The following is a 24996-nucleotide window of genomic DNA, read 5'->3' as shown; positions in this document are numbered from 1 at the left end:
AACAGTGGGGACAACCGTGGAGGAGCCGCTTTTCCACGTGGTACTGGAGGGCCGCAAGGTCGGGCCGTATGACCGGCGCACCATCGTCGGCATGCGCATCAGGAAGACGCTGTCCAGCGAGCACGTGCTGATCGACACGACCGGCCGGCAGCTCACCGTGGCCGACCTGTTCGGGCGCCAGCCGGCCCGATCGGACTATGTGCCCAGCCGCACCAGCAGCTTTTCGGTGCTGGCCACCTATGCGGCCAGCCTGGTCGCGGTGCAGGGGCGCGGCCTCGCCGTGCCCGCGTTCCGCGGCGAGGTCGAGGCACGCGTGCAGTCGCGGGTGCTACGCATCGCCGGTCGCTTCCGCCGGGGCCTGGGCTGGAAGGAGGACCGGGTCAAGCTGCCGCTGGAAGACATCGTGCATGCCCGCGTCAGTGGCAGCGAGGTCGAGATGGGGCTGAAGGTGGACGGCGGGCCGCCGCAGCGGATCCGCCTGGAACTGTTCACGCCCGCAGTGGCCAGCGAGTTCGCCGGCTGGCTGACCCACGCCGGCCCTTGGCCGGCGGACACGCCCTTGCGTGGCCCGGCCGGCGTGCATGCCCACCTGCTCTGGACCTCGGTCGGAGGAATCGCGGTGGTGCTGCTGGTGGTGCTCGGGGTGCTGCTGGCCCGCAGCCTCTACTGACCGGGCAGCGCCAGGGCCAGCCCCAGCGGAACGAACAGCACCGCCAGCGCGTTACCCAGCAGGATCATCGCCGCCACCCGCTCGGGCTCCTGGCCGTAGCGCTCGGCCAGCAGGAACTGCATCACCGCGGGCGGCAGGGCGCCGAACAGGATCAGCTGGGCGCGCGCCGGCCCCGCCAGGTCCAGCGCCCAGGCCAGCGGCACCGCCAGCAGCAGGCCGACCAGCGGCCGCGCGAACGCGCCCAGCAGACCGCGCGGAATGTCCTGTGGCTGCAGCACGGTCAGCCGGACTCCCAGCGCGAACAGCATCAGCGGCAGGGTCGCTTCGCCCATCAGCCGCATGCCGGTCATCAGCATGTCGGGCGGCCGGATGCCCGACGCGGCGCTGGCGAAACCGAGCGCGGCCGACACCATCAGCGGCGACAGCAGCAGGTCACGGGTGCGGGCGCCGGCGCTGGTGATGCGCGCGCCCAGCGAGAAGTGCAGCACGTTGCTGATGGAGAACAGCGCCACGGCGGCGCCGAAGTGCTCGGGCCCGAAGGCGAGCAGCGCCAGCGGCAGGCCCATGTTGCCGCAGTTGTTGAACATGACGACCGGCACCAGGCTGCGGGCCTGGGTCCGCGTGAGCCGCGCCAGCGCCCAGCCGACCAGCCCGCAGGCCAGGATCAGCAGCAGGCCGGCCGCGAGCAGGCGGCCGTGGTCCTGCAGCCGGAACTCCCGGCCGGCGAGGGCGGTGTAGACCAGCAGCGGGGTCATCACGTCCAGCACGATGCGGTTGAACGCGCGCAGGTCGGGCTGCCGGCGACGGCCGTAGCCGAAGCCGATGGCCACGATCAGGAACACCGGAACGATCACCTGCGCGATGCGCAGCAGCAGTTCCATTCAGGCGGCCTTTCGCGCCAGCCAGCGCAGCAGCGGCTCGCGCGCCGGGGCCAGGCCCTTGTAGGCCAGCACGGCGTCGCTCATGGACGAGAGCGCGGCGTGCAGCCGCGCAGCCTTCGCGGCGCTGTCGACCGCCTGCGCCAGCGGCTGCAGCATCACGCGGATCGTGAACACCGCCTGGCGGGTCCCCTGGCCCACGGGGAAGAAGGTCTGCCGCTCGGCCCGCAGCCAGCAGCCGCCGGCGAAGGCCTCGTCGTCGCCGGCCGGCCAGGGCGCACGCGGCTGCCGGCGCGGATGCCCGTCGAAACGCGGCGAGGGGCTGATGCTCCAGACGAAGCGCTCCCAGCGCTCGCCGGAGGTCGCCAGCTCCACCAGCTGCCGGCCGGCCCGCAGCAGGGCGGCGTTGTCGGCCACCGGCGCGTGCACGGCCGCGAAATCCAGCCCGAGCTTGTCCTCCGGCGCCCAGTGCGAGGGGACGCAGACGCACAGCCAGGGCAGGGTGCCGTCCGCGCCATCGAGCACGGCGATGTCTTCCTCGAAGGCGAGCTCGAGCCGGCGGGCATCGAAGCCGGGGTGGCCTTCGAGGGTTGCCTGCCGCGCGATCGCCGCCAGCGCGGGGGCGGGATCGAAGCCGGCCACCCCATGGCGCGCGGCGCCGGCCTCGTGGACGCGGCGCTTCTCCTCGTACAGGGGCGAGCCGGCCGCCAGGGGCGTCAGGTGCCGGGCGCCCGCAGCCAGCCGGCGCAGTCCCGGCTGCATGCGGAAGGGCGCGGCGATCAGCTCGAAGTCGAAGTCCATGGCGGCGGGAGAAACGAAAAAGGCTCCTTGACGGAGCCTTCGGTCGGGTGCGCCGGGATCAGACGCGGCGGCGGTACTCGCCGGTGCGCGTGTCGATCTCGATCTTGTCGCCCTGGGCCACGAAGATCGGCACGCCGATCTCGAAGCCGGTGGCGATCTTGGCCGGCTTCAGCACCTTGCCCGAGGTGTCGCCCTTGACGGCCGGCTCGGTCCAGGTGATCTCGCGCTCGACGCTGGTGGGCAGTTCCACCGAGATCGCCTTGCCTTCGTAGAACACCACCTCGGCGGTCATGCCGTCCTCGAGGTAGTTCAGGGCGTCGCCCATGTTCTCGGCCTCGACCTCGTACTGGTTGTACTCGCCGTCCATCCAGACGTACATCGGGTCGGCGAAGTACGAGTAGGTGCAGTCCTTCTTGTCCAGCACGATCTGGTCCATCTTGTCGTCGGCCTTGAAGACGACTTCCGTGCCCTGGTTGGACAGCAGGCTCTTGAGCTTCATGCGCACGGTGGCGGCGTTGCGGCCGCCCCGGGCGTATTCGGTCTTGAGCACGACCCAGGGGGCGCCGTTCTGCATGATCACGTTGCCGGCGCGGATTTCTTGAGCGATTTTCATGGGGTTGGTGGCGAAGTAGGCCGCGGGCCTGCGTGGCGCAGGCGAGTGTGCGGCGGTGGACGCGGGGCGCCATCCAGGCGGGCCGCTCGCGCAAAACCACGGGATTTTACTTGCTTTTGCCTACTGGCCCGAGGGCATCCGGCACTGTCGAGGGTTGATGCTCGCCACGCACCAGGCGCATCAGTTCGCTGACGAGATCGTGCTGCGCCAGCAGCCGACGGCGCGCGCGCTCCACCGATGGCTGCCAGCCGGCCGGATCGATGGCTGGCAGCGCCGGCCCGCCCTGGTTCCACGCCGCGTGGAAAGCCACCAGCCCGGGCGGCGCCCCGAGCCAGCGCAGGAAGGCGTCCAGCTTGGCCAGGTGCGCGTCGTCGTGCTGCGGATAGATGTTCCACACCAGCGGCTTGCCGGCCCAGAGTGCGCGCACCAGCGAGTCCTCGCCACGCACCAGGTTCAGGTCGCAGGCCCACAGGAGCTCGTCGAATGCCGGCTGCGGCATCAGCGGCAGCCAGTGCAGGGCCAGCGAGCCGGTGTCCGGGCGCGTCGCCAGCCATTGCCGGACGGCGGCCTCGGCCCGGCCGGCGGCCACCAGCAGGCGGGTCGGACGCCCGGCCTGCGCGAGCTGGCCGAGCAGCGAGGCCAGGCCGGGCGGCTCGTAGCAGAACAGGCTGATGAGTCGCTCGCCCGCCCACGCGATCCCGCGGGCCTGCAGCCAGGCCGCGCGGTCGAAGGCCGCCTGGCGTTGCAGCAGGTCCGGCTCGCGGATCAGCCCGCCGGTGGAGGCCGTGAAACCGGGGTGGAAGAAGCGCTTCACCAGCCCTTGGCCCGGCCCGCTGAGCACGGGCGAGGGCAGGCCATGGCAGCGCTCGACCCAGCCCTCCGCCGAGAGGTATTCGAGGTTGATCCAGGCCGGCTGCCGGCCGCTGGTGCGGGTGCGCTCGGCGATCGCGGCCACGAAGGCCGGCTCCAGTTCGCAGGCGAAGGCCTCGATCACCACGTCGCCCGGCTGCGCGGCCACACAGCCTTCCCACGGCAGGACCGCGACGCGCGGGTGGCCGGCCGGCGCCATCCAGGCCAGCGCGCTGGCGTCGTCGACCCACAGTCGCACGTCCTGGCCGCGTGCCGCCAGGTCGGCCGCGAGCCGCCAGCACACGCCGATGTCGCCGTGGTTGTCGATGACCTTGCAGAAGATGTCCCAGCGCATGCTGCCCGGATAATAAGCAGCGATGTCCGCCGTGCATTCCGACCAACTGCTGGCCGAAGTCGCCGCGCTGCCGCAACTGCCCGGCGTCTACCGCTACTTCGACGCCGAGGGCGGCGTGCTGTACGTGGGCAAGGCGCGCAACCTGAAGAAGCGGGTCTCCAGCTACTTCCAGAAGAACCACGGGGGCACGCGCATCGGCCACATGATCTCGAAGATCGCCCGCATGGAGACCACCGTGGTGCGCTCCGAGGCCGAGGCGCTGCTGCTCGAGAACAACCTGATCAAGGCGCTCAACCCGAAGTACAACATCCTGTTCCGGGACGACAAGAGCTACCCCTACCTGAAGATCCACGGGGCCCCGGACAAGGCCGGCTTCGAGCCGGACGAAGGCGCCCCGGGCTCGCCGTCGGCCGCGGTGTTCCCGCGCGTGGCCTACTACCGCGGGGCGGTGGATCGCAAGCACCGGTATTTCGGCCCCTATCCCAGCGCCTGGGCGGTCAAGGAGTCGATCCAGCTGCTGCAGAAGGTCTTCCGCCTGCGCACCTGCGAGGACACGGTGTTCGCCAACCGCACGCGACCCTGCCTGCTGTACCAGATCAAGCGCTGCTCGGCCCCGTGCGTGGGCCTGGTCAGCGCGCAGGACTACCAGCAGGACGTGCGCAACGCCGAGGCCTTCCTGCGCGGCGAGACCCAGGCCGTGCTGGAGCAGCTGGAAGCCCGCATGCTGCAGCACGCGGACAAGCTGGAGTTCGAGCAGGCCGCCGAGCTGCGCAACCAGATGACGGCGCTGTCCAAGGTGCTGCACCAGCAATCGGTGGATACCGGCTCGGACAAGGACGCCGACGTGCTGGCGGTGCAGGTGCAGGGCGGCAAGGCCTGCGTCAACCTGGCCATGGTGCGCGGCGGCCGGCACCTGGGCGATCGCCCGTACTTCCCCTCGCACATCGAGGACGCGAGCGTGGTGCAGGACTTCGACGATGCCCAGGAGGCCGCGCCGGCGCAGCCGATCGAGGTGCAGGTGCTGGAGGCCTTCATCGCGCAGCACTACATCGACGTGCCGGTGCCGCCGGCGCTGATCACCAGCGTGCCGGTCAGCCGGGAACTGGTCGAGGCCCTGTCCGAGCAGTCGGGGGTGAAGATCACCGCCGTGCACCATCCGCGCGAGCAGCGCCGGCTGTGGCTGGAGATGGCGGAGAAGAACGCCGCCCTGCAGCTGGCGCGGCTGCTGGCGCAGGAGGGTTCGCAGCAGGCCCGCACCCGCGCGCTGGTGGACGCGCTGCAGCTCGAACCCGACGACCTGGACGCGTTCCGGGTCGAGTGCTTCGACATCTCGCACACCGCCGGCGAGGCGACGCAGGCCTCCTGCGTGGTGTTCCACGACCACCGCATGCAGAACAGCGAGTACCGCCGCTACAACATCGAAGGGATCACGCCGGGCGACGATTACGCCGCGATGCGGCAGGTCCTGACCCGGCGCTATGCACGGCTGGCCGAGGCCGGCCGCGATTCGCCGGATGCGTCGCCGCCGTTGGACGCCGAAGCCGCCGAGGGCAGCGAGGCCGTCGAGGCCGTGCCCGACGAGGCCGCGCCGACGCCGGCCGGCGGGGGCAAGCGTGCGAAGAAGCCGTCCTCGCGGGGCGGCGCACCGCGCCTGCCCGACCTGGTGCTGGTCGATGGCGGGCGCGGGCAGGTCAGCATGGCCCGCGAGGTGTTCGCCGAACTCGGGCTGGACCTGTCGGTCATCGTCGGGGTGGAGAAGGGTGAAGGCCGCCGCGTCGGGCTGGAGGAACTGGTGTTCGCCGACGGCCGCGAGAAGGTCTGGCTGGGCAAGGACTCGGCGGCGCTGATGCTGGTCGCGCAGATCCGCGACGAGGCGCACCGGTTCGCCATCACCGGGATGCGCGCGCGCCGCGCCAAGGTGCGCGTGGGCGGCAGCCGGCTGGAGGAGATCCCCGGCATCGGCGCCCGCAAGCGCGCGCGGCTGCTGCAGCGGTTCGGCGGCATCCGCGGCGTGGCATCGGCCGGTGTCGACGACATCGCCGCCGTCGAAGGCATAGGACGCGAACTGGCCGAGGAGATCTATCGTGCACTTCATTAGGTACTTCGCGTGGGCCGGGGCCCTCCTGCTCGCCGCCTGCAGCGCGCCGGGACCGGCACCGCTGCCCGCCACCGTGGCCACGCCCGGCGCGCCGCGCACCCATGCCGGGCCGGCCCGCAACTGGCAGGAGTACAAGCTGCGGGCCGCGCAACGCATAGTCGCCACCAGCCCGGGCGAGACCTTCACCGGACCGCTGCCCGATCCGCTGCAGTCCATCCCCGTGCTGCAGGTCCACTTGAACCGCAACGGCTCGATCCGCAACATCAGCGTCCTGCGGGTGCCCGGGCAGTCGCCGCAGACGCTGGACATGGCGATCCGCGCGATCCGGCGCGCCGCGCCGTTCGAGCCGGTGGGCCACCTGCCGCAGCCCTGGCAGTTCAACGAAACCTTCCTCTACAACGGCGAACTGAAGTTCCAGTTGCGCACGCTCGTCGAGGCGCATTGAAGGCCCGTGGGAGCGCGTCGGGGGCGCCATGACAGAATCGCGCCCATGTTCTTCACGGTTCCCACGATCCTGACCTGGACGCGCATCGTCGCCATCCCGCTGATCGTGGGGGTCTTCTACCTGAAGATGCCGCCCGAGCCGGTGCAGAACCTGGTGGCCACGGCGATGTTCATCGTCTTCGCACTGACCGACTGGCTGGACGGATTCCTGGCGCGCCGCCTGAAGCAGACCTCGGCGTTCGGCGCATTCCTCGATCCGGTGGCCGACAAGTTCCTGGTGTGCGCGTCCCTGCTGGTGCTGGTGCACCTGGGCCGGGCCGACGTCTTCGTGGCGCTGATCATCATCGGCCGCGAGATCGCCATCTCGGCCCTGCGCGAATGGATGGCGCAGATCGGCGCCTCGCGCAGCGTGGCGGTGCACATGCTGGGCAAGGTCAAGACCACGGTCCAGATGGTCGCCATCCCCTTCCTGCTGTACGACGGCATGCTGTTCGGCGCCGTCGACACGGGGCTGTGGGGCCACTGGCTGATCTGGGTCGCCGCCATCCTCACCGTCTGGTCGATGGTGTATTACCTGCGCAAGGCGCTGCCGGAAATCCGCCAGCGAGTGAAGTAGATCCTTCCCCATGAGTGACAACGCCCGGCAGGATCTGCTGGTGCGGGCCATGCCCGCCGTCTTCGTGCTGATCTGGAGCACCGGTTTCATCGTGGCGCGCTACGGCATGCCCCACGCGCCTCCGCTGACGTTCCTTGCCGTGCGCTACACGCTCTCGGTGGCGTGCTTCGTGGTGTGGGCGCTGGCGGCGGGCGCGGCGTGGCCGCGGGACCGCTCGCAGGCGATGCACCTGGCCGTGACCGGCATCTTCATGCACGCCGGCTACCTGGGAGGGGTCTGGGCCGCCGTCAAGGACGGCATGGGTGCCGGCCTGTCGTCGCTGCTGGTCAGCCTGCAGCCGGTGCTGACGGCCTTCTGGGTGTCCGGCCGCGGCGGTGAAGTCGGTCGCCGGCAATGGATGGGCCTGGCGCTCGGCCTGGGCGGCCTGCTGCTGGTGGTCTGGCAGAAGCTGGGCATGGGCGAGGTCCATGCGCGCAACCTGCTGTTCGCGCTGGTTGCGCTGATGTCGATCACAGTGGGCACGCTATACCAGAAGCGCTTCGTGCAGCCCTGCGACGTGCGCACGGCCAACCTCGTGCAACTGGCCGCCGCATTGGTGGTGACGCTGCCGCTCGCATTGATGGAGGTCGAAGCCATGCGCTGGACCACGGAGCAGGGCGGCCTGAACCTCGAGCTCGCCGGCGCCATGGCCTGGTCGGTGTTCGGCCTCACCCTGGGCGGCAGTTCGCTGCTGTACCTGCTGATCCAGCGCGGCGCCGCCACCACCGTCAGCAGCCTGATGTATCTGGTGCCGCCGACCACCGCCCTGATGGCATGGGCGCTGTTCGGCGAGCCGATCACCGCGGCGATCGTCACCGGCGTCGCCCTCACCGCGATCGGCGTCAGCCTGGTGGTGCGGGCCCCCGCGCCGCCGCCGGCCGCCGCCGCGCGCCCCTGAACACACCATCATCCGAGAGGAAGCACATGAGCAAGAAAAGGATCGCCGTCATCGCCGGTGACGGCATCGGCAAGGAAGTCATGCCGGAAGGCGTGCGCGTGATGGAGGCCGCGGCCGGCAAGTTCGGCGTCGACCTGCAGTTCGACCATTTCGATTTCTCGTGCTGGGAGTACTGCGAGAAGCACGGCCAGTACCTGCCCGACGACTGGAAGGACCGCATCGGCGGCCATGACGCCATCTACTTCGGTGCGGTCGGCTGGCCCGAGAAGATCGCCGACCACACTTCGCTGTGGCAGTCGCTGCTGCTGTTCCGCCGCGAGTTCGACCAGTACGTCAACCTGCGGCCCGCCCGGCTGATGCCCGGCATCATCGCGCCCGTGGTGCGCAAGGACGGCAGCGCGCGGCAGCCCGGCGAGATCGACATGTACATCGTGCGGGAGAACACCGAGGGCGAGTACTCCAGCATCGGCGGGCGCATGTACCCGGGGACCGAGCGCGAGATCGTCATGCAGGAAACCGTGATGTCGCGCACGGGCGTCGATCGCGTGCTGAAGTTCGCCTTCGAGCTGGCGCAGTCGCGGCCCAAGAAGCACCTGACCAGCGCCACCAAGTCCAACGGCATCGCCATCACCATGCCGTACTGGGACGAGCGCGTGGCGGAGATGGCCAAGGCCTATCCGGACGTGCGCCAGGACAAGTTCCACATCGACATCCTCACCGCGCACTTCGTGCAGCGTCCCGACTTCTTCGACGTGGTGGTGGCCAGCAACCTGTTCGGCGACATCCTCAGCGACCTGGGCCCGGCCTGCACCGGCACCATCGGCATCGCGCCCTCGGCCAACCTGAACCCGGACCGCCGCTTCCCCTCGCTGTTCGAGCCGGTGCACGGTTCCGCGCCCGACATCGCCGGGCGCAACATCGCGAACCCGATCGGCCAGATCTGGTGCGGCGCGATGATGCTGGAGTTCCTCGGCCACAAGGACGCGCATGACGCCGTGCTGCGCGCGATCGAACAGGTGCTGGATCCGAAATCGGGAGCCCCGCGCACGCCGGACATCGGCGGCAGCGCGAGCACCCAGGACCTGGGGCGCGCCATCGCTTCGGCGCTCTGAGCGCAGCGTCGCTGGCGTGACAAAGTGGGCGCCGCCGCAGCGGCGGCGCGCCCGTGCGCGCGGAAGGCCCTGCGCCGATGTTGTAAAGGTGCGAGCCTTATTGACAGGGTAGGGTGCCGTGGCTCTAATCGGCGCCAGTGGTCCACGGCCGCGACAGAAGTCTCCCTCTTCCTGGCATCGGCACCGCAACGGCGAGCCGCAGGAGACGGGAGACATGATTTTTTGAGGGACACCCGTCCAACACCAACTCTCAACGAGGGGCACCTGTGAACAAAACCGAACTGATCGAGCACATCGCGAAGCACGCCGACATTTCCAAGGCTGCGGCCACGCGTGCGCTGGAGTCGATGATCGGCGCCGTCAAGACGACGCTGAAGAAGGGCGGCTCCGTGTCGCTGGTGGGCTTCGGCACCTTTGCCGTCGGCAAGCGCGCCGCCCGCAGCGGCCGCAATCCGCGCACCGGCGCGCAGATTAAAATCAAGGCAGCCAAGGTGCCCAAGTTCCGTCCCGGCAAGGCGCTCAAGGATGCGCTCAACTGACCGGATAGCCTGCAGGTGGGGTGCTTAGCTCAGCTGGTAGAGCGGCGCCCTTACAAGGCGTAGGTCGGCGGTTCGAACCCGTCAGCACCCACCAACCACGAGAAGGCGAACGGATGTTCGCCTTTTGTTTTTCAATGGCACCCCGCAATTTGTCGAGAGTCGCGCATGTTTGAATTCGTCCGCAAGCACACCAGGATCATGCAGGTGCTGCTGTTCCTGCTGATCGTGCCGTCCTTCGTATTGTTCGGCCTCGAGGGCTACAGCAACTACCAGGAGCGTGGCGCGACGGTGGCCAAGGTGGACGGCCGCGAGATCAACCAGTCGGAGTGGGACAACGAGCACCGCCAGCGCGTCGACCGCCTGCGCGAGCAGATGCCCAACCTCGACGCCAAGCTGATGGACTCCCCGCAGGCACGCTATGCGACGCTGGAGGAAATGGTGCGCGACCGCGTGCTCGCCGCCGCTGCCAGCAAGGGCCGGCTCATGGCCAGCGACCAGCGCCTCGCGCGCGAACTGCAGGGCAACGAGGTGATCGCCTCGCTGCGCGGTCCTGACGGCAAGCTGGACATGGAGGCCTACAAGCAGCTGCTGGGTCGCCAGGGCATGTCGCCGCAGATGTTCGAGGAGTCGGTGCGCCAGGAGATCGGCCAGCGCCAGGTGCTGGCCGGCGTCGCCGCGACCGGGCTGTCCACGCCCGTCCAGGCCGGCGTGTCGCTCGACGCCTTCTTCCAGCAGCGCGAAATCCAGGTGGCCCGCTTCGACCCGGCCGACTACCTGGCCAAGGTGAACCCGACGCAGGCCGACGTGGAGGCCTGGTACAAGGAGCATCCGCAGCAGTTCCAGGCACCCGAGCAGGCGAAGATCGAGTACTTGGTGCTGGACCAGGAGGCGGTGATGAAGGACATCCCCGTCAACGAGCAGGACCTGCGGACCTACTACGAGCAGAACGCGCCGCGGCTGGAGGAGCGCCGGGCCAGCCACATCCTGGTGACCGTGCCCAAGGGCGCGTCGGCCGAGCAGAAGGACAAGGCGCGCGCGCAGGCGCAGCAGCTGCTGGAGCAGGTGAAGAAGGATCCCGGCAGCTTCGCCGAAGTGGCGAAGAAGCACTCGCAGGACCCCGGCTCCGCGCCCAATGGCGGCGACCTCGACTTCTTCGCGCGGGGCGCCATGACCAAGCCCTTCGAGGACGCGGCCTTCGCGCTCAGGAAGGGCGAGATCAGCGACCTGGTGGAGACCGAGTTCGGCTTCCACATCATCCAGCTCACCGACATCAAGGGCCGCAGCTTCGAACAGATGCGCGGCGAACTCGCGGCCGAGATGCGCAAGCAGCAGGCGCAGCGCAAGTTCGCCGAGAGTGCGGACAGCTTCTCCAATGCGGTCTACGAAGCCGCCGATGGCTTCAAGTCCGTGGCCGAGCGCTTCAAGCTGGAGGTCAAGACGGCCACCGTGCAGCGCACGCCGGCGCCCGGCGCCGCCGGCGTGCTGGCCAGCCCCCGGTTCCTCGAGGCCGTGTTCTCGCCCGAGAGCATCCAGCGCAAGCGCAACACCGAAGCGGTCGAGATCGCGCCCGGCGTGCTGGCTTCGGCGCGCATCGTGGAGCACAGCCCGGCGCACACGCGGCCGCTGGCGGAGGTGCAGGACGAGGTGCGCAAGAGCGTCCTGGCCCACCGTGCCGCCGAGCTGGCCCGCAAGGAAGGCCAGGACAAGCTGGCCGCCTGGAAGGCCAATCCGGCCACGGCGCAGCTGTCCGAGAAGCTGGTGGTCTCGCGCGAGAACCCGGACCGCCAGCCGCAGCAGGTCGTCGAGGCTGCGCTGCAGGCCGATGCAGGCGCTCTGCCGGCGCTTGTCGCCGCCGACCTGGGCAACCAGGGCTACACGGTGGTGAGGGTCAACCGCATCGTGCCGCGCGCCGAGGTGCCGCAGGCGGCCGCCCGCCAGCGGCAGGCGCAGTACACGCGCATGTGGACGGGCGCCGAGACGATGGCCTACTACGAGCTGCTCAAGGACCGGTTCAAGGCCCAGATCCTGGTGCCGCCGCCGGCGGCCGAGAACGCGGAGACGGCCACCCGCTGACCCGGGAGCCGCGCCATTGCGCGGCTATAATCGCGGTCTTTCCGTGGTGGCTGTAGCTCAGTTGGTAGAGTCCCAGATTGTGATTCTGGTCGTCGTGGGTTCGAGTCCCATCAGCCACCCCACCCCCATCCGATGAAGCCAGGCCCTTGCGAGGGCCTGTTCTTTTTTTGACCGCTTCCTGCGCATCGCGCCACCCTACCGCAGGAGCGCCGCCCGTTCGATGTCCGGCGCGGACAGTTCCTTGCCGACCATGGCCCGGGCGTACAGGTAGTTGTTGCGAGCCTGGTCGCTGAGGTGGTCGAGGTCGACCTGGCCGTGGCCGTCGCAGGGAAACGCGAAGCCACGTCCGGGGTCGAAGAGCGAGCGGTAACGCAGCTGGAAGCAGGTGCCGTCGATCGGGTCCATGTGGCGTCTCCTGTGGCAGTGACGCACTCACTATGGTCTTGCGTCGTGGGCGCCACCATCCGAATCGTCCGAATCGGGGGCTGGTCATCTGCCCATTTCCGGCACGTCCTGCACCTACCCGACCTGGGACGATTCCGACAGGGCCTGCCTGCGCGGCCGTCGGACCGCGCGCCGCGGCGGCGTAGTGGTGCGGCAGCCGGTCGGCGCTGTCGTTGAGGTGACGCGCACCGCATCGATTCCGTTCGACACCCGTTCGCGTTACTCCACAATCGGCTGCCACAACCCGCGTCCCGCCGTCGCCGCGCGGGGCGCCGCGTCCGCAAGGAGGAGTTCATGCCCATCCAGTTCCGCCGCTCATGGAGCGATCCCGACCTCGAGCAGTACCGCGACACCGTGGTGCGCTTCATCGAGGAGCACATGCTTCCGGCCGACGAGGCGGCGCGCAAGCGCGGGAACGTCGGCCACGAGCTGTGGCGCCAGGCCGGCCAGACCGGGCTGCTGTGCACGGACATCCCGGAGCAGTGGGGCGGGGCCGGCGGCGACTTCCGGCACGAGGCGGTGTTCCACGAGGAGATGGCTCGCCGCAGCCTGACGGGCATGAACACCGCGGTGCATTCCATCGTGGCCCACTACCTGCTCAACCACGGCACCGAGGACCAGAAGCGCCGCTACCTGCCGCGGCTGGCCAGCGGCGAGCTGGTGGGCGCCATCGCCATGACCGAGCCGGGCGCGGGGTCCGACCTGCAGGGCGTTCGCACGCGCGCCGAGCGCGATGGCGAGGGCTGGCGCCTGAACGGCTCCAAGACCTTCATCACCAACGGCTTCCTGGCCGGCGTGGTGCTGGTCGTGGCCAAGACCGACCCGTCGCAGGGCGCGCGCGGCACCTCGATCATGATCGTCGACACGCAGGAGTGCCCCGGCTACCGGGTCGGCCGCGTGCTGGACAAGGTCGGCATGAAGGCGCAGGACACCTCGGAGCTGTTCTTCGACGACGTGCCACTGGGCCCCGACCAGCTGCTGGGCGGCCGCGAAGGACAGGGCTTCTTCCAGCTGATGGCCGACCTGCCGTACGAGCGGCTGATCATCGGCGTGACGGCGCTCGCCGCCATGGAAGGGGCCTACGAGGCCACGCTGGCCTACGTGCGCGAGCGCAAGGCCTTCGGCCAGCCGATCGCCGATTTCCAGAACACCCGCTTCAAGCTGGCGGAGATCGCCACCGAGATCCAGGTCGGCCGCGCCTTCATCGACCGCTGCGTGGAGGACCTGCTGGCCGGTCGGCTGGACACGGCCACTGCGTCCATGGCCAAGCTGTGGGGATCGGAAGCGCAGGGGCGTGTGGTGGACGCGTGCCTGCAGCTGTTCGGCGGCTACGGCTACATGAACGAGTACCTGATCGGTCGCATGTATGCCGATGCCCGCATCCAGCGCATCTACGGCGGGACCAGCGAGATCATGAAGGAAGTGATCGCGCGGGCGCTCTGAAGCGGCCGCGCGCCGCACTGGCAGAATCGCCCGGATCGACCGTCCGTTTCACTCGATTGAACAGGAGAGTTCCCCCATGTCCGAAGCCTTCATCGTCGCCGCCGTCCGAACCGCCGGAGGTCGCCGCGGCGGCCGCCTGTCCGGCTGGCACCCGGTGGACCTGGCCGCCCAGGTGATCGACGCGCTGGTCGATCGCACCGATGCCGACCCGGCCCTGGTCGAGGACGTGTTCATGGGCTGCGTCAGCCAGGTCGGCGAGCAGTCCACCAACGTCGGGCGCAACGCGGTGCTGGCCTCGAAGCGGCTGCCCGAGACGGTGCCGGGCACCTCGATCGACCGCCAGTGCGGCTCCTCGCAGCAGGCGGTGCACTTCGCGGCCCAGGCCGTCATGTCGGGCGCGCAGGACATCGTCATCGCGGCCGGCGTCGAGTCCATGACGCGCGTGCCCATGTTCAGCACCACGCAGCTGGCGCAGAAGGCGGGCATGGGCTTCTACCAGAGCCCGGCCATCGACCAGCGCTACGACAACGTGGTGTTCAGCCAGTTCATGGGCGCCGAGATGATGGCGAAGAAGCACGGCCTGACCAAGGACGAGCTGGACCGCTTCGCGCTGCTGAGCCACCAGCGCGCGGCCGCGGCCACGAAGGCGGGCGCTTTCCAGGACGAGATCCTGCCGGTGGAAGTGCGCAATGCCGAAGGGCAGGGCACCGGCGAGATGCACGCGGTGGACGAGGGCATCCGCTTCGATGCCACGCTGGAGGGCATCCAGTCGGTCAAGCTGCTGCAGGAAGGCGGCGTGATCACCGCCGCCAACGCCAGCCAGATCTGCGACGGCGCCACGGCGGTGCTGGTGGTCAACGAGCGCGGCCTGAAGGCGCTGAACGCCAGGCCGCTGGCGCGTATCCACCACATGACGGTGATGGGTGGCGATCCGGTGATCATGCTGGAAGCCCCGCTGCCCGCCACCGAGCGCGCGCTCAAGAAGGCCGGCATGAAGATCGGCGACATCGACCTGTACGAAGTCAACGAGGCCTTCGCCTCGGTGCCGCTGGCCTGGCTGAAGGCACTGGATGCGGATCCGGAGCGCCTGAACGTGCATGGCGGCGCCATCGCGCTGGGCCATCCGCTGGGCGCCTCGGGCACCAAGCTGATGACCACGCTGGTGCATGCGCTGCACCGCACCGGCAAGCGCTACGGCCTGCAGACCATGTGCGAAGGCGGCGGCATGGCCAACGTGACCATCGTCGAGCGACTCTGAGTCAGTCGTTCACCATCACCAGCTTGCCCTTGACTGCCCGTGACGCCATGCGCGCGTAGGCGGCCTTGAGTTCGCCCATGGGCAGGGTCCGGTCGATCACCGGCTTGACCTTGCCCTGTGCGTACCACTGGGCCAGCTGCTGCATCATGGCCGCGTTCGCCTGCGGCTCGCGGCGCGCGAAGTTGCCCCAGAACACCCCGACGATGGACGCGCCCTTGAGCAGCGGCAGGTTCAGCGGCAGCGAGGGGATGGGGCCGGACGCGAAGCCCACGACCAGGTAGCGGCCGCGCCACGCGATCGAGCGGAAGGCCGGCTCGGCGAAGTCACCGCCCACCGGGTCGTAGACCACGTCGGGCCCCTGGTCGCCGGTCGCTTCCTTGATGGCGTCCCGCAGATTGCCCTGGCTGTAGTTGATGGTCGCGTCGGCACCGATGGATCGGCACAGCTCGCATTTTTCGTCGCTGGACGCCGCGGCGATCACGCGCGCGCCCACGGCCTTGGCGACCTGGATCGCCGCCGTGCCCACGCCGCCCGCGGCGCCGAGCACCAGCACCGTCTCGCCGGCCTGCAGCTGCCCGCGGTCCACCAGCGCATGGTGCGAGGTGGCGTAGGTCATGATGAACGCCGCCGCATCCACGGCGGGAAAGCCGGGCGGCAGCGGCATGCAGAGCGAGGCCGGTGCCAGCGTGTGGGTCGCGAACCCGCCGGTGCCCGACAGGCAGGCGACCGGCTGGCCCACCTTGAAGCCGCTGACGCCTTCGCCCACCGCCTCCACCACGCCGGCGTACTCCGAACCGGGCACGAAGGGCAGCGGCGGCTTGTGCTGGTATTTGCCCTGCACGATCAGCAGGTCGGGGTAGTTCAGGCTGGCGGCCTGGATGCGCAGCAGCAGCTGGCCCGCGCCGGGCTGTGGCGTCGGCAATTCCTTCCACTGCAGCGCATCGACACCGATCGGGTTCTCGCACAGCCAGGCGTGCATGGCGTTCTCCTTCGCAAAGCGCGCAATGATAGGCAGCGACGCAGTTGCCGATGTCCCACCGGCGACCCCAGCCCTACAATCGATCGCAGCCGTATTCCCGCATGAAGATTCTCCTGTCCAACGACGACGGCTACCAGGCGCCCGGCCTGGTAGCCCTGCATGACGCGATCCGCGACCTGGCCGAGGTCGAGGTGGTGGCCCCCGAGCACAACAACAGCGCCAAGTCCAATGCGCTCACGCTGCACGCGCCGCTGTACGTGCAGGAGGCCGCCAACGGCTTCCGCTACGTGAACGGAACGCCGGCCGACTGCGTCCACATCGCGCTCACCGGCATGCTCGGCTACCGGCCCGACCTGGTGGTCAGCGGCATCAACAACGGCGCCAACATGGGCGACGACACGATCTACTCCGGCACCGTGGGTGCGGCCATGGAGGGCTACCTGTTCGGCATCCCGGCCATCGCGTTCTCGCAGGTGGAGAAGGGCTGGAGCCACCTGGACGCCGCGGCGCAGAAGGCGCGCGAGCTGGTGCAGCGCGTGCTGGCCGACGGGCTGGGCGAGCAGCGGCCGCCCTTCCTGCTCAACGTGAACATCCCCAACCGCGCCGCCGCCGAGCTCGGCCCGTTCGAGGTCTGCCGGCTCGGGCGCCGCCATGCGGCCGAGAAGGTGATCTCGCAGCCGAGTCCGCATGGCCTGACCATGTACTGGATCGGCGGCGCCGGCCTGCCCAAGGACAGCGCCGAAGGCACCGACTTCCACGCCACCGCCAACGGCCGCGTGTCGGTCACGCCGCTGCAGGTGGACCTCACGGAGCACGCCGCCTTGCGCGACTGGTCCGAGCGCATGGGCCGCACCGCGGGCCCGCGATGAACCGCCGGCCCGGCTTCCCGGCGCGGCTGGACCGCTCGCCGACCCAGGTCCGCGCGCCCGCGCCACGCGTGGCTGCGCAGGCCCGGCCTGCCGCTCCGTCCGCGCCATCCGGCGTGGGCCTCGACTCGCAGGCGATCCGCACGCGCATGGTGACGCGACTGGCCGCCGCCGGCATCGCCGATGCGCGCGTGCTCGCGGCCATGGGCCGCATCGAGCGACACCGCTTCGTGGACAGCGCGCTGGTCAACCAGGCGTACGAAGACACCAGCCTGCCCATCGGCCTCGGCCAGACGATCTCCAAGCCCAGCGTGGTGGCTCGCATGGTGGAGTTGCTGCTCGGCGCGCTGCCGGCCGGCCGACTGGGCCGCGTGCTGGAGATCGGCACCGGCTGCGGCTACCAGGCCGCCGTGCTGGGCGAGGTGGCCACCGAGGTCTACAGCATCGAACGCCTGCGCGGCCTGCACGAGAAGGCGCGCGAGAACCTGCGGCCGTTCCGGCTGCCCAACGTGCACCTGCTGTTCGGCGACGGCATGCAGGGCTTCGCCAAGGGCGCGCCCTATGCCGGGATCATCGCTGCGGCCGGGGGCGAGGCCGTGCCGCAGGCCTGGATCGACCAGCTCGCGGTCGGCGGTCGCATCATCGCGCCCACGCTCATGCCGGACCGGCGCCAGGCCCTCGTGGTGCTCGAGAAAACGCCGCGCGAGCTGCGTCGCAGCGTCCTTGAGGGCGTTCACTTTGTCCCCCTAAAATCCGGCATAGCTTGAAGGAACGACACAAGATGAAGGGCATGTTCGCGCGCACCACCACCAGGATCGCCATCGGGGTGGTGGCCGCGCTGGTGCTGGCCGGTTGCGCGTCGCGCACGCGTGCACCGGCCCCGGTGGAAGACCGCACCAACAACGTGCGCACCGCGCCGCTGCCGCCCGTTGCGGCACCCGGGGTCGAACTGCCCAAGGTCCTGCCTGGAGCGGAGAACGCCGGCAAGCCCGGTTACTACACCGTGCGGCCCGGCGACACGCTGATCCGCATCGGCCTGGAGACCGGGCAGAACTGGCGCGACATCGGTCGCTGGAACAACATCGACAACCCCAACGTAATCGAAGTCGGCCAGGTGCTGCGCGTGAGCCCGCCCGATACGGTGGTGGCGCGCCCGGTGCCGCCCTCGTCGGTGGCCCCGGCCCCTGCAGCTTCAGCGTCGCAGCCGGCGCCGGCTGCGTCCTCGCCGGCCTCGACCGCTTCGGCGCCGGCTTCCAGTGCGCCGCGCGGCACCGTCACCACGGCGTCCCCGGGCCCGGCCGCTTCCCAGCCGCCGGTGCCGGCCGAGGAGGAAATCGCCTGGGGCTGGCCCGCGCCGGGCAACAGCAGCGTGATCGGCAGCTTCGACGAGGTGCGCAACAAGGGCCTGGACATCGGCGGCAAGACCGGCGACCCGGTGCTGGCGGCGGCCGACGGGCGCGTGGTCTACGCGGGCGCGGGCCTGCGCGGCTACGGCAACCTGATCATCCTCAAGCACAACAACACCTACCTCACGGCCTACGCGCACAACCAGACGCTGCTGGTCAAGGAAGACCAGACCGTGCGCAAGGGCCAGAAGATCGCCGAGATGGGCTCCACCGACACCGATCGGGTCAAGCTGCATTTCGAGATCCGCCGGCAAGGCAAGCCGGTCGACCCCGCACGCCTGCTGCCGCCGAGGTAGACCATGCGCCGGCGCAACGGAAAGGGCCAGGTTCCCGATCCGGGCGCGCAGGGGCGCAGCATGCCGGCCGAGGGCCCGACGCCGGCGGATGGGCAGCCACTGCATCCGCAAGCCCTAGACATCCAGCCCGACGTGGCGGGCGAGTCCAGCGACACGCTCACGCTCTACCTGCGCGAAGTGCGCCGCACCGAGCTGTTCACGGCGCAGGAGGAATACGAGACCGCCAGGCGCGCGCGGGGCGGCGACTTCCCGGCGCGCCAGTCCATGATCGAGCACAACCTGCGGCTGGTGGTCAGCATCGCCAAGGGCTACCTCGGGCGCGGCGTGCCGCTGTCGGACCTGATCGAGGAGGGCAACCTCGGCCTGATGCACGCGATCGAGAAGTTCGAGCCCGAGCGCGGGTTCCGTTTCTCCACCTATGCGACCTGGTGGATCCGGCAGGCCGTGGAGCGCGCGGTGATGAACCAGGGCCGGGTGATCCGCCTGCCGGTGCACGTCGTCCGCGAGCTGCAGCAGGTGCTGCGTGCGCGGCGCGCACTGGAGAACGATCCCGCGTTCCAGGCCTCGCGCCGCGGCGAGAGCGTGCGGGTCGAAGACGTCGCGGCGCTGCTCGGGCGCGACGTGCAGGAGGTGAGCGAGCTCATGGCCATGGCGGAGGCGCCGCGCTCGTTGGATGCCGCACTGGACCGGTCGGAGGAGGACCACACGCTCGGCGACTCGCTGGCCGACGATGGCGCCGAGGACCCCACCGGGGCGGCGCAGCACCACGAGGTCGAGCGCCTGCTGGCCGGGTGGATAGAGACCCTGTCCCAGCGCGAGCAGGAAGTGCTGGAGGGCCGCTTCGGCCTGAAGGACCGCGACCCCGAGACGCTGGAGGTGCTGAGCGATCGCCTGGGGCTCACGCGCGAGCGCGTGCGCCAGATCCAGAACGAGGCGCTGCTCAAGCTCAGGCGCCAGCTCACCCGCAGCGGCATCGACCGATCGGCGCTGTTCTGAGGCGCACTGCTACAGTGCCCGCCCATGAGCTTTCCCGTCCTCGTCTTCGACATCGAATCCATTCCCGACATCACCGGGTTGCGCCTGCTGCGCGACGCCCCGGCGGAGCACACCGACGCCCAGGTCTGGGAAGCCTGGTGCCAGGAACGCAAGGAGAAGGGACAGGGCGACTTCGCGCCGCTGCACCTGCAGCGCGTGCTGGTGATCAGCTGCGTGTTCCGCAGCGGCGAGGGGCTGCGCGTGCACTCCTTCGTGGACCGGGACGGCGCCAGCGAGGGGCGCGTGATCCAGAACTTCTTCAACAGCATCGACAAGCACGTGCCGCAGCTGGTGAGCTGGAACGGCGGCGGCTTCGACCTGCCGGTGCTGCATTACCGCGGCCTGCGCCACGGCGTCGTCGCCGACAAGTACTGGGACCTGGGCGAGGACGACCGCGAGTTCAAGTGGAACAACTACATCAGCCGCTACCACATGCGCCACATGGACCTGATGGACCTGCTGGCGATGTACCAGCCGCGCGCCAATGCGCCCATGGACGCGATGGCCAAGCTGTGCGGCTTCCCGGGCAAGCTGGGGATGGACGGCAGCCAGGTCTACCAGGCCTACCTCGACGGCCAGCTCGAGGAGATCCGCCGCTACTGCGAGACGGACGTGATGAACACCTACCTGCTGTACTGCCGCTTCCAGAAGATGCGCGGCGGCCTGACCGAGGCCGAGTACGGGCAGGAGATCGTGCTGGTGAAGAATGCCCTGGGCGAGCTCGCCGGCGCCGAGCCGCACTGGCGCGAGTACCTGCAGGCCTGGGGCTGAGGGCCGGCAGGCGGCTCGCTGCCGCCTGAGACAATCGGGGGATGACAGGAGAGAAAGACGGCACGCCCGCGGGCCTGCCGGACGGATGGCTGGCGGTCGACGCGCTGGACCTGGAGGCGCGGGGCGTGGCCCGCCGCGCCGACGGCAAGGTGGTGTTCATCGAGGGTGCGCTGCCCTTCGAGCAGGTGAGCGCCGCCATCACCCGCCGCAAGAACAACTGGGAGCAGGGCCAGCTCACCGCCATCCACCGCGAGTCCTCGCAGCGCGTGCAGCCGCGCTGCCCGCATTTCGGCCTGCACGAAGGCGCCTGCGGCGGCTGCAAGATGCAGCACCTGCACGCCGGCGCGCAGGTGGCGATCAAGCAGCGCGTGCTGGAGGACAACCTGTGGCACCTGGCCAAGGTCCGGCCCGAGCGGGTGCTGCGCCCGATCGAGGGACCCGCGTGGAACTACCGCTGGCGCGCCCGTTTCTCGGTGCGCCACGTGCGCAAGAAGGGCACGGTGCTGGTGGGTTTCCACGAGCGCAAGAGCCGCTACGTGGCCGATATCCGCGAGTGCCACGTGGTGCCCGCGCACGTCAGCGACCTGCTGCTGCCCCTGCGCGAGCTGATCGGGTCCATGGACGCCATGGAGACCTGCCCGCAGATCGAGCTGGCCTGCGGCGACGGCGTCACAGCGCTGGTGCTGCGCCACCTGGAGCCGCTCGGCGACGCCGACCTGGCCCGGCTGCGCGGGTTCGCAGCGGCGCACCCGGGCGTGCAGTGGTGGCTGCAGCCCAAGGGCCCGGACAGCGTGCGCCTGCTGGACGAGGGCGGGCCGGCTCTGGCCTATTCGCTGCCCGAGTTCGGCATCGAGATGCCGTTCCGGCCGACGGACTTCACCCAGGTCAACCCGCACATCAACCGGGTGCTGGTGGCCACGGCGCTGCGCCTGCTCGACGTGCAGGCGGACGATCGCGTGATCGACTGGTTCTGCGGGCTGGGCAACTTCACGCTGCCGCTGGCCACCCGGGCGCGCGAGGTGCTGGGCATCGAGGGCAGCGATGCGCTGGTCGCCCGCTCGCGCGAGAACCTGGCGCTCAATGCCGCCCGGCGCCCGCTGGCGCCCGTGCAGTTCGCGGCGCGCAACCTGTTCGAGATGACGCCCCAGCAGCTGGTGGCGGACGGCGTGGCGGACAAATGGCTGGTGGACCCGCCGCGCGAAGGGGCGTTCGCGCTGGCCAAGGCACTGGCGGACCTGCACCAGCAGCCGGAATTGGGGGGCGCCTGGACGCCGCCGGCGCGCATCGTCTACGTCAGCTGCAATCCGGCGACGCTGGCCCGCGACGCGGGCCTGCTGGTGCACCAGGCCGGTTACCGCTGCAGCGCGGCCGGCATGGTGAACATGTTCCCGCACACGGCGCACGTGGAGAGCATCGCCGTCTTCGACCGCTGACCGCAAAAAACGAAAGGGGCCCGGCGGGCCCCTTTTGCTGTCGACGCGAGCGCCGCCTTATTCGGAGCTGCCGCCCAGGCCGAACAGCACCAGCAGGCTCTGGAACACGTTGTAGATGCTCAGGTACACGCCCAGCGTGGCGCTGATGTAGTTGGTCTCCTCGCCGTCCCGCACGCGCTTGAGGTCGTACAGGATGAAGAAGGAGAAGATGCCGATCACCAGCACCGACAGGGTGATCATCAGCGCGCCGCTCTGCACGAACACGTTGGCGATGCCCGCCACCAGCACCAGGATGGCGCCGATGAACATGAACTTGGCCATGGCCGACAGGTCGCGCTTGACGATGGTGGACAGCGTCGCCATGCCCAGGAAGATGGCGCCGGTGCCGGCGAAGGCGGTCATCACCAGGCTGGCGCCGTTCGAGAAGCCCAGCACGATGCCGAGCAGGCGCGAGAGCATCACGCCCATGAAGAAGGTGAAGCCCAGCAGGATGGGCACGCCGGCCGCCGAGTTCTTGAACTTCTCGATGGCGAACATGAAGCCGAAGGCGCCGCCCAGGAACACGATCAGGCCCAGGCCGGGCGACAGCGCGCGGGCGATGCCGGTCTCCAGGCCCAGCCAGGCGCCGAGCACCGTGGGACCCATCGACAGGGCCAGCAGCCAGTAGGTGTTGCGCAGGACGCGGTTGCGCTCCTGCACGGAGGGCAGGGCGTAGCCGCCGTAGCGGGCGGCCGTGGTGACGTGGTCGTTCATCCGGTGACTCCTTCCTTTGCCTGGACCGTTGTTGGATGCGGGGATTCTAGGCGGGTTCCCCACGCGGGCATCCGAATTGCACCTTGTGGCCCAGCGGTATGCTCGGACCCTTTCCAAGCCTCGATTGCCATGAAGTCCAGACCGACCCTCGAATTGTCCGACCTGAAGGCCATTGCCGCGGCCGCCGAAGCCGAAGCGCTGAAGCACCAGTGGGCCGTCACGATCGCCATCGTGGACGACGGCGGCCACCTGCTGTGGCTGCAGCGCCTGGACGGCGCTCCGCCCGTGTCCGCCCACATCGCCCCTGCCAAGGCGCATACCGCCGCGCTGGGCCGGCGCGAGAGCCGGGTGTACGAGGAAATCATCAACGGCGGCCGCTACTCCTTCCTCAGCGCGCCCGACCTGCAGGGCATGCTTGAAGGCGGCGTGCCCATCCTCAAGGACGGCCAGTGCCTGGGCGCGGTCGGCGTCAGCGGGGTGAAGTCCAGCGAGGACGCACAGGTCGCCCGGGCCGGCATCGCCGCCATCGGGCTCTGACGAACAGCGGTCGGGGTCCCCGTCCTCCGCGGGGATTAGCTATCTGGACCCTGCCTTCGCGGGGACGACCCTGCGGGTCACTTGGTGAGGATCAGCTTGCCCAGGCGGGTGGCCTGCAGGCGATAGACCTCGCCGTTGTGGCGGATCTCGATGAAGCGGCAGCCGCACAGCAGCGCGTTGCTGTCGAGCGGTGGCCTGGTCGGGGCCGGCCGGTCGGCCGCCGCGGCGCGGGGCGCTTCGCCGGAAGGGGCCGGGAGGGTGGTCGTCGAGCTCATGGTCGGCGCGGCTCCGTGATGAATCCGATCTTGCGCAGGCCGGCCTGCTGCGCGGCGGCCATCGCCTGCGCCACCTTCTCGTAGCGCACGTCCTTGTCGCCGCGGATGTGCAGGTCGGGCTGGGGATTCTTCGCAGCCTCGGCCTGCAGCAATCCGGGCAGCTCGCCCTCGTCGATGCGGCGTTCGTTCCAGAAATAGCTCCCGTCCGCGTCGACCGACAGCCGCACGGTCTGCGGCTTGATGTCCTGGGGTTGGCTGCTGGCGCGCGGCAGGTCGATGTTCACCGCGTGCTTCATCACCGGCACGGTGATGATGAAGATGATCAGGAGCACCAGCATGACGTCGACCATCGGCGTCACGTTGATCTCGTTCATCACCTCGTCGGTGTCGTCCTGGGTGCCGAAGGCCATCTCAGGCCCCTTTCTTCATCGTGACCACGTTGGGGGACGCGCCGCCGTTGCTCACGCGGGCCCCGGTCAGGAAGTAGCCGTGCAGGTCGTGCGCGAAGCGGTTGAGCTTCATGACGATGGTCTTGTTGCCGCGCACCAGCGCGTTGTAGCCGAGCACGGCCGGGATGGCGACCGCCAGGCCCATCGCCGTCATCACCAGCGCCTCGCCGATCGGGCCGGCCACCTGGTCGATGGTCGCCTGGCCCGCGTTGCTCATGCTCAGCAGGGCGTGGTAGATGCCCCAGACGGTTCCGAACAGGCCGACGAAGGGTGCCGTGGAGCCCACCGACGCGAGCACTGCCAGTCCGGCCTGCAGCCGGGCGGTGGACTCGTCGATCGAGTTGCGCAGGCTGCGGATGAGCCAGTCGCTGACGTTCAGCGAATCGTGCAGTTGCGACTGCGCGTGGTGGTGCGCAGTCGCCTCGCGGCCCTCCGAGGCCAGCGCGCGGAACGGATTGGCGGGATCGGCGCCCAGCTTGGCGATGCCGTCGGCGAAGTCGGCGCTGTGCCAGAAGCTCTCGGTGTTGCGCGCCTGCGCGGCGTAGCGCCGCAGGTCCAGGGCCTTCACCACGATCACCCACCAGGAAGCCAGCGACATCGCCAGCAGCAGCAGGGTGGTGCCGCGCATGACGATGTCTCCCTGGCTCCACAGGTGGAGCAGCCCGAATTCGTTGTTCATTGCGTCCTCTCCGCGTATCTCACAGGAAAATCGTAGGTCCACTCGACCGGCACCCCGTTGCGGGTTGCCGGCCGGAACTTCAGCTTGCGGGCGCCGGCGAGCGCGGCCTTGTCCAGGCGCTCGTACCCGCTGGAGCGGGCCAGTTCCACGCGCGTCGCGAAGCCGTTGACGCCCACGGTCACGCGCAGCACCACGGTGCCGTATTCGCCCAGGCGGCGCGAGATGGCCGGCGGCCGGAAGGCGTCCTCGTTGGCCGCGTAGTCGGCATCCACCAGGGGCAGGTCGACCGGCGCCGGCGCCGGAGCGGGAGGTGCCGGCGGCGCGGGCGGTGCAGGTGGCGCCACCGGGGCGGCGATCGGCGGCGCGGGCGGCTGCGGCTCGACCGCT

General features: G+C 69.8%; 27 protein-coding genes, 2 tRNA genes and 1 pseudogene. 19 read left to right on the top strand and 11 right to left on the bottom strand.

What is annotated here, in order from left to right:
* Positions 1–16 precede the first annotated feature (16 nt).
* Positions 17–670, top strand: a complete 654-nt coding sequence (locus tag VEC03_RS06740) for a hypothetical protein (protein WP_324913810.1) — start codon at positions 17–19, stop codon at positions 668–670.
* Here VEC03_RS06740 and VEC03_RS06735 read toward each other — a convergent pair.
* The 4 genes from VEC03_RS06735 to earP form a co-directional block, all read right to left on the bottom strand.
* Positions 664–1551, bottom strand: a complete 888-nt coding sequence (locus VEC03_RS06735) for an AEC family transporter (protein ID WP_324913808.1) — start codon at positions 1549–1551, stop codon at positions 664–666. The genes VEC03_RS06740 and VEC03_RS06735 overlap by 7 nt on opposite strands.
* Positions 1552–2349: a heme-dependent oxidative N-demethylase subunit alpha family protein gene (locus tag VEC03_RS06730; protein WP_324913806.1), complete on the bottom strand. Its 798-nt coding sequence runs from the start codon at positions 2347–2349 to the stop codon at positions 1552–1554. It abuts the gene before it with no gap.
* 58 nt (positions 2350–2407) lie between these two features.
* Complete coding sequence (gene efp / locus VEC03_RS06725) at positions 2408–2962, bottom strand: elongation factor P (RefSeq protein WP_324913804.1); 555 nt, start codon at positions 2960–2962, stop codon at positions 2408–2410.
* A 106-nt stretch (positions 2963–3068) separates the two neighbouring features.
* Positions 3069–4166, bottom strand: a complete 1098-nt coding sequence (gene earP / locus VEC03_RS06720) for an elongation factor P maturation arginine rhamnosyltransferase EarP (protein ID WP_324913802.1) — start codon at positions 4164–4166, stop codon at positions 3069–3071.
* Between the two features lie 22 nt (positions 4167–4188).
* Here earP and uvrC point away from each other — a divergent pair, with 22 nt between their 5' ends.
* From uvrC to VEC03_RS06675, 9 genes and pseudogenes are all read left to right on the top strand, one after another.
* The gene (uvrC, locus tag VEC03_RS06715; protein WP_324913800.1) at positions 4189–6264 is read left to right on the top strand and encodes an excinuclease ABC subunit UvrC; all 2076 of its coding nucleotides are present in this window, start codon (positions 4189–4191) and stop codon (positions 6262–6264) included.
* A complete protein-coding gene (locus tag VEC03_RS06710; protein WP_324913798.1) occupies positions 6251–6709 on the top strand; it encodes a hypothetical protein in 459 nt (152 codons plus the stop codon). Before uvrC ends, VEC03_RS06710 begins: the two co-directional genes overlap by 14 nt.
* A gap of 45 nt (positions 6710–6754) precedes the next feature.
* A complete protein-coding gene (pgsA, locus tag VEC03_RS06705) occupies positions 6755–7324 on the top strand; it encodes a CDP-diacylglycerol--glycerol-3-phosphate 3-phosphatidyltransferase (RefSeq protein ID WP_324913796.1) in 570 nt (189 codons plus the stop codon).
* Between the two features lie 10 nt (positions 7325–7334).
* Entirely contained in the window at positions 7335–8261 is a 927-nt protein-coding gene (locus tag VEC03_RS06700) for a DMT family transporter (protein ID WP_324913794.1), read from the top strand.
* Between the two features lie 26 nt (positions 8262–8287).
* Positions 8288–9373 (top strand): tartrate dehydrogenase, encoded by a 1086-nt coding sequence (locus tag VEC03_RS06695; RefSeq protein ID WP_324913792.1) that lies wholly within the window; start codon positions 8288–8290, stop codon positions 9371–9373.
* A gap of 254 nt (positions 9374–9627) precedes the next feature.
* A pseudogene (locus VEC03_RS06690) lies at positions 9628–9912 on the top strand (HU family DNA-binding protein); the annotation flags it as partial.
* Between the two features lie 18 nt (positions 9913–9930).
* Positions 9931–10006, top strand: a tRNA-Val gene (locus VEC03_RS06685).
* A gap of 71 nt (positions 10007–10077) precedes the next feature.
* Complete coding sequence (locus tag VEC03_RS06680; RefSeq protein WP_324913790.1) at positions 10078–11985, top strand: SurA N-terminal domain-containing protein; 1908 nt, start codon at positions 10078–10080, stop codon at positions 11983–11985.
* A gap of 46 nt (positions 11986–12031) precedes the next feature.
* Positions 12032–12107, top strand: a tRNA-His gene (locus VEC03_RS06675).
* A gap of 73 nt (positions 12108–12180) precedes the next feature.
* On the opposite strand, the gene VEC03_RS06670 is transcribed toward VEC03_RS06675, so the two are convergent.
* Positions 12181–12390: a hypothetical protein gene (locus VEC03_RS06670; protein ID WP_324913787.1), complete on the bottom strand. Its 210-nt coding sequence runs from the start codon at positions 12388–12390 to the stop codon at positions 12181–12183.
* Between the two features lie 333 nt (positions 12391–12723).
* Between VEC03_RS06670 and VEC03_RS06665 the strand changes: the two genes are divergently transcribed.
* Both VEC03_RS06665 and VEC03_RS06660 read left to right on the top strand, forming a co-directional pair.
* Positions 12724–13872, top strand: coding sequence for an acyl-CoA dehydrogenase family protein (locus VEC03_RS06665; protein WP_324913785.1), 1149 nt, complete (start codon positions 12724–12726; stop codon positions 13870–13872).
* A 76-nt stretch (positions 13873–13948) separates the two neighbouring features.
* On the top strand, positions 13949–15130 hold the full coding sequence (locus VEC03_RS06660; RefSeq protein ID WP_324913783.1) for an acetyl-CoA C-acetyltransferase: 1182 nt from the start codon (positions 13949–13951) through the stop codon (positions 15128–15130).
* Position 15131: 1 nt separating this feature from the next.
* On the opposite strand, the gene VEC03_RS06655 is transcribed toward VEC03_RS06660, so the two are convergent.
* The gene (locus tag VEC03_RS06655) at positions 15132–16109 is read right to left on the bottom strand and encodes an NADPH:quinone oxidoreductase family protein (protein WP_324913782.1); all 978 of its coding nucleotides are present in this window, start codon (positions 16107–16109) and stop codon (positions 15132–15134) included.
* Positions 16110–16210: 101 nt separating this feature from the next.
* Between VEC03_RS06655 and surE the strand changes: the two genes are divergently transcribed.
* Genes surE through rlmD form a run of 6 tightly spaced genes read left to right on the top strand, consistent with a single transcriptional unit; the run spans position 16211 to position 21916 of the window.
* Positions 16211–16978 (top strand): 5'/3'-nucleotidase SurE, encoded by a 768-nt coding sequence (surE, locus tag VEC03_RS06650; protein WP_324913780.1) that lies wholly within the window; start codon positions 16211–16213, stop codon positions 16976–16978.
* Positions 16975–17742, top strand: coding sequence for a protein-L-isoaspartate(D-aspartate) O-methyltransferase (locus VEC03_RS06645; protein WP_324913778.1), 768 nt, complete (start codon positions 16975–16977; stop codon positions 17740–17742). The genes surE and VEC03_RS06645 overlap by 4 nt, the downstream gene beginning before the upstream one ends.
* Positions 17743–17765: 23 nt before the next feature.
* Complete coding sequence (locus tag VEC03_RS06640) at positions 17766–18677, top strand: peptidoglycan DD-metalloendopeptidase family protein (protein WP_324913824.1); 912 nt, start codon at positions 17766–17768, stop codon at positions 18675–18677.
* A gap of 3 nt (positions 18678–18680) precedes the next feature.
* Entirely contained in the window at positions 18681–19673 is a 993-nt protein-coding gene (gene rpoS / locus VEC03_RS06635; RefSeq protein WP_324913776.1) for an RNA polymerase sigma factor RpoS, read from the top strand.
* A gap of 24 nt (positions 19674–19697) precedes the next feature.
* The gene (locus VEC03_RS06630) at positions 19698–20483 is read left to right on the top strand and encodes a 3'-5' exonuclease (RefSeq protein ID WP_324913774.1); all 786 of its coding nucleotides are present in this window, start codon (positions 19698–19700) and stop codon (positions 20481–20483) included.
* Between the two features lie 41 nt (positions 20484–20524).
* A complete protein-coding gene (gene rlmD, locus VEC03_RS06625) occupies positions 20525–21916 on the top strand; it encodes a 23S rRNA (uracil(1939)-C(5))-methyltransferase RlmD (RefSeq protein ID WP_324913772.1) in 1392 nt (463 codons plus the stop codon).
* Between the two features lie 57 nt (positions 21917–21973).
* Here rlmD and VEC03_RS06620 read toward each other — a convergent pair whose 3' ends face one another.
* Positions 21974–22669 (bottom strand): Bax inhibitor-1/YccA family protein, encoded by a 696-nt coding sequence (locus VEC03_RS06620; RefSeq protein ID WP_324913770.1) that lies wholly within the window; start codon positions 22667–22669, stop codon positions 21974–21976.
* A 129-nt stretch (positions 22670–22798) separates the two neighbouring features.
* On the opposite strand from VEC03_RS06620, the gene VEC03_RS06615 reads away from it, so the two are divergent.
* Positions 22799–23206, top strand: coding sequence for a heme-binding protein (locus tag VEC03_RS06615; protein ID WP_324913768.1), 408 nt, complete (start codon positions 22799–22801; stop codon positions 23204–23206).
* 77 nt (positions 23207–23283) lie between these two features.
* On the opposite strand, the gene hemP is transcribed toward VEC03_RS06615, so the two are convergent.
* The 4 genes from hemP to VEC03_RS06595 form a co-directional block, all read right to left on the bottom strand.
* The gene (gene hemP, locus VEC03_RS06610; protein WP_324913767.1) at positions 23284–23481 is read right to left on the bottom strand and encodes a hemin uptake protein HemP; all 198 of its coding nucleotides are present in this window, start codon (positions 23479–23481) and stop codon (positions 23284–23286) included.
* Positions 23478–23891 (bottom strand): biopolymer transporter ExbD, encoded by a 414-nt coding sequence (locus VEC03_RS06605; RefSeq protein WP_324913765.1) that lies wholly within the window; start codon positions 23889–23891, stop codon positions 23478–23480. Before VEC03_RS06605 ends, hemP begins: the two co-directional genes overlap by 4 nt.
* A 1-nt stretch (position 23892) precedes the next feature.
* Positions 23893–24609, bottom strand: a complete 717-nt coding sequence (locus tag VEC03_RS06600) for a MotA/TolQ/ExbB proton channel family protein (protein WP_324913763.1) — start codon at positions 24607–24609, stop codon at positions 23893–23895.
* Positions 24606–24996 (bottom strand): energy transducer TonB (locus tag VEC03_RS06595; protein ID WP_324913761.1); only part of this gene is annotated, 391 nt, incomplete at its 5' end. The genes VEC03_RS06595 and VEC03_RS06600, both read right to left, overlap by 4 nt.

Origin of the sequence: Ramlibacter sp., assembly GCF_035627355.1 — a bacterium.
GTDB lineage: Bacteria > Pseudomonadota > Gammaproteobacteria > Burkholderiales > Burkholderiaceae_C > Ramlibacter.
Note: the sequence above shows the minus strand (reverse complement) of the source record. Positions and strands in the feature narration are given on the sequence as shown.

Bases quoted from the DNA above. Each gene is read 5' to 3' on its own strand.
- VEC03_RS06735 (WP_324913808.1), bottom strand. From the start codon at position 1,551: ATGGAACTGCTGCTGCGCATCGCGCAGGTGATCGTTCCGGTGTTCCTG.
- VEC03_RS06730 (WP_324913806.1), bottom strand. From the start codon at position 2,349: ATGGACTTCGACTTCGAGCTGATCGCCGCGCCCTTCCGCATGCAGCCG.
- efp (WP_324913804.1), bottom strand. From the start codon at position 2,962: ATGAAAATCGCTCAAGAAATCCGCGCCGGCAACGTGATCATGCAGAAC.
- earP (WP_324913802.1), bottom strand. From the start codon at position 4,166: ATGCGCTGGGACATCTTCTGCAAGGTCATCGACAACCACGGCGACATC.
- uvrC (WP_324913800.1), top strand. From the start codon at position 4,189: ATGTCCGCCGTGCATTCCGACCAACTGCTGGCCGAAGTCGCCGCGCTG.
- pgsA (WP_324913796.1), top strand. From the start codon at position 6,755: ATGTTCTTCACGGTTCCCACGATCCTGACCTGGACGCGCATCGTCGCC.
- VEC03_RS06700 (WP_324913794.1), top strand. From the start codon at position 7,335: ATGAGTGACAACGCCCGGCAGGATCTGCTGGTGCGGGCCATGCCCGCC.
- VEC03_RS06695 (WP_324913792.1), top strand. From the start codon at position 8,288: ATGAGCAAGAAAAGGATCGCCGTCATCGCCGGTGACGGCATCGGCAAG.
- VEC03_RS06680 (WP_324913790.1), top strand. From the start codon at position 10,078: ATGTTTGAATTCGTCCGCAAGCACACCAGGATCATGCAGGTGCTGCTG.
- VEC03_RS06670 (WP_324913787.1), bottom strand. From the start codon at position 12,390: ATGGACCCGATCGACGGCACCTGCTTCCAGCTGCGTTACCGCTCGCTC.
- VEC03_RS06665 (WP_324913785.1), top strand. From the start codon at position 12,724: ATGCCCATCCAGTTCCGCCGCTCATGGAGCGATCCCGACCTCGAGCAG.
- VEC03_RS06660 (WP_324913783.1), top strand. From the start codon at position 13,949: ATGTCCGAAGCCTTCATCGTCGCCGCCGTCCGAACCGCCGGAGGTCGC.
- VEC03_RS06655 (WP_324913782.1), bottom strand. From the start codon at position 16,109: ATGCACGCCTGGCTGTGCGAGAACCCGATCGGTGTCGATGCGCTGCAG.
- surE (WP_324913780.1), top strand. From the start codon at position 16,211: ATGAAGATTCTCCTGTCCAACGACGACGGCTACCAGGCGCCCGGCCTG.
- VEC03_RS06645 (WP_324913778.1), top strand. From the start codon at position 16,975: ATGAACCGCCGGCCCGGCTTCCCGGCGCGGCTGGACCGCTCGCCGACC.
- VEC03_RS06640 (WP_324913824.1), top strand. From the start codon at position 17,766: ATGTTCGCGCGCACCACCACCAGGATCGCCATCGGGGTGGTGGCCGCG.
- rpoS (WP_324913776.1), top strand. From the start codon at position 18,681: ATGCGCCGGCGCAACGGAAAGGGCCAGGTTCCCGATCCGGGCGCGCAG.
- VEC03_RS06630 (WP_324913774.1), top strand. From the start codon at position 19,698: ATGAGCTTTCCCGTCCTCGTCTTCGACATCGAATCCATTCCCGACATC.
- rlmD (WP_324913772.1), top strand. From the start codon at position 20,525: ATGACAGGAGAGAAAGACGGCACGCCCGCGGGCCTGCCGGACGGATGG.
- VEC03_RS06620 (WP_324913770.1), bottom strand. From the start codon at position 22,669: ATGAACGACCACGTCACCACGGCCGCCCGCTACGGCGGCTACGCCCTG.
- VEC03_RS06615 (WP_324913768.1), top strand. From the start codon at position 22,799: ATGAAGTCCAGACCGACCCTCGAATTGTCCGACCTGAAGGCCATTGCC.
- hemP (WP_324913767.1), bottom strand. From the start codon at position 23,481: ATGAGCTCGACGACCACCCTCCCGGCCCCTTCCGGCGAAGCGCCCCGC.
- VEC03_RS06605 (WP_324913765.1), bottom strand. From the start codon at position 23,891: ATGGCCTTCGGCACCCAGGACGACACCGACGAGGTGATGAACGAGATC.
- VEC03_RS06600 (WP_324913763.1), bottom strand. From the start codon at position 24,609: ATGAACAACGAATTCGGGCTGCTCCACCTGTGGAGCCAGGGAGACATC.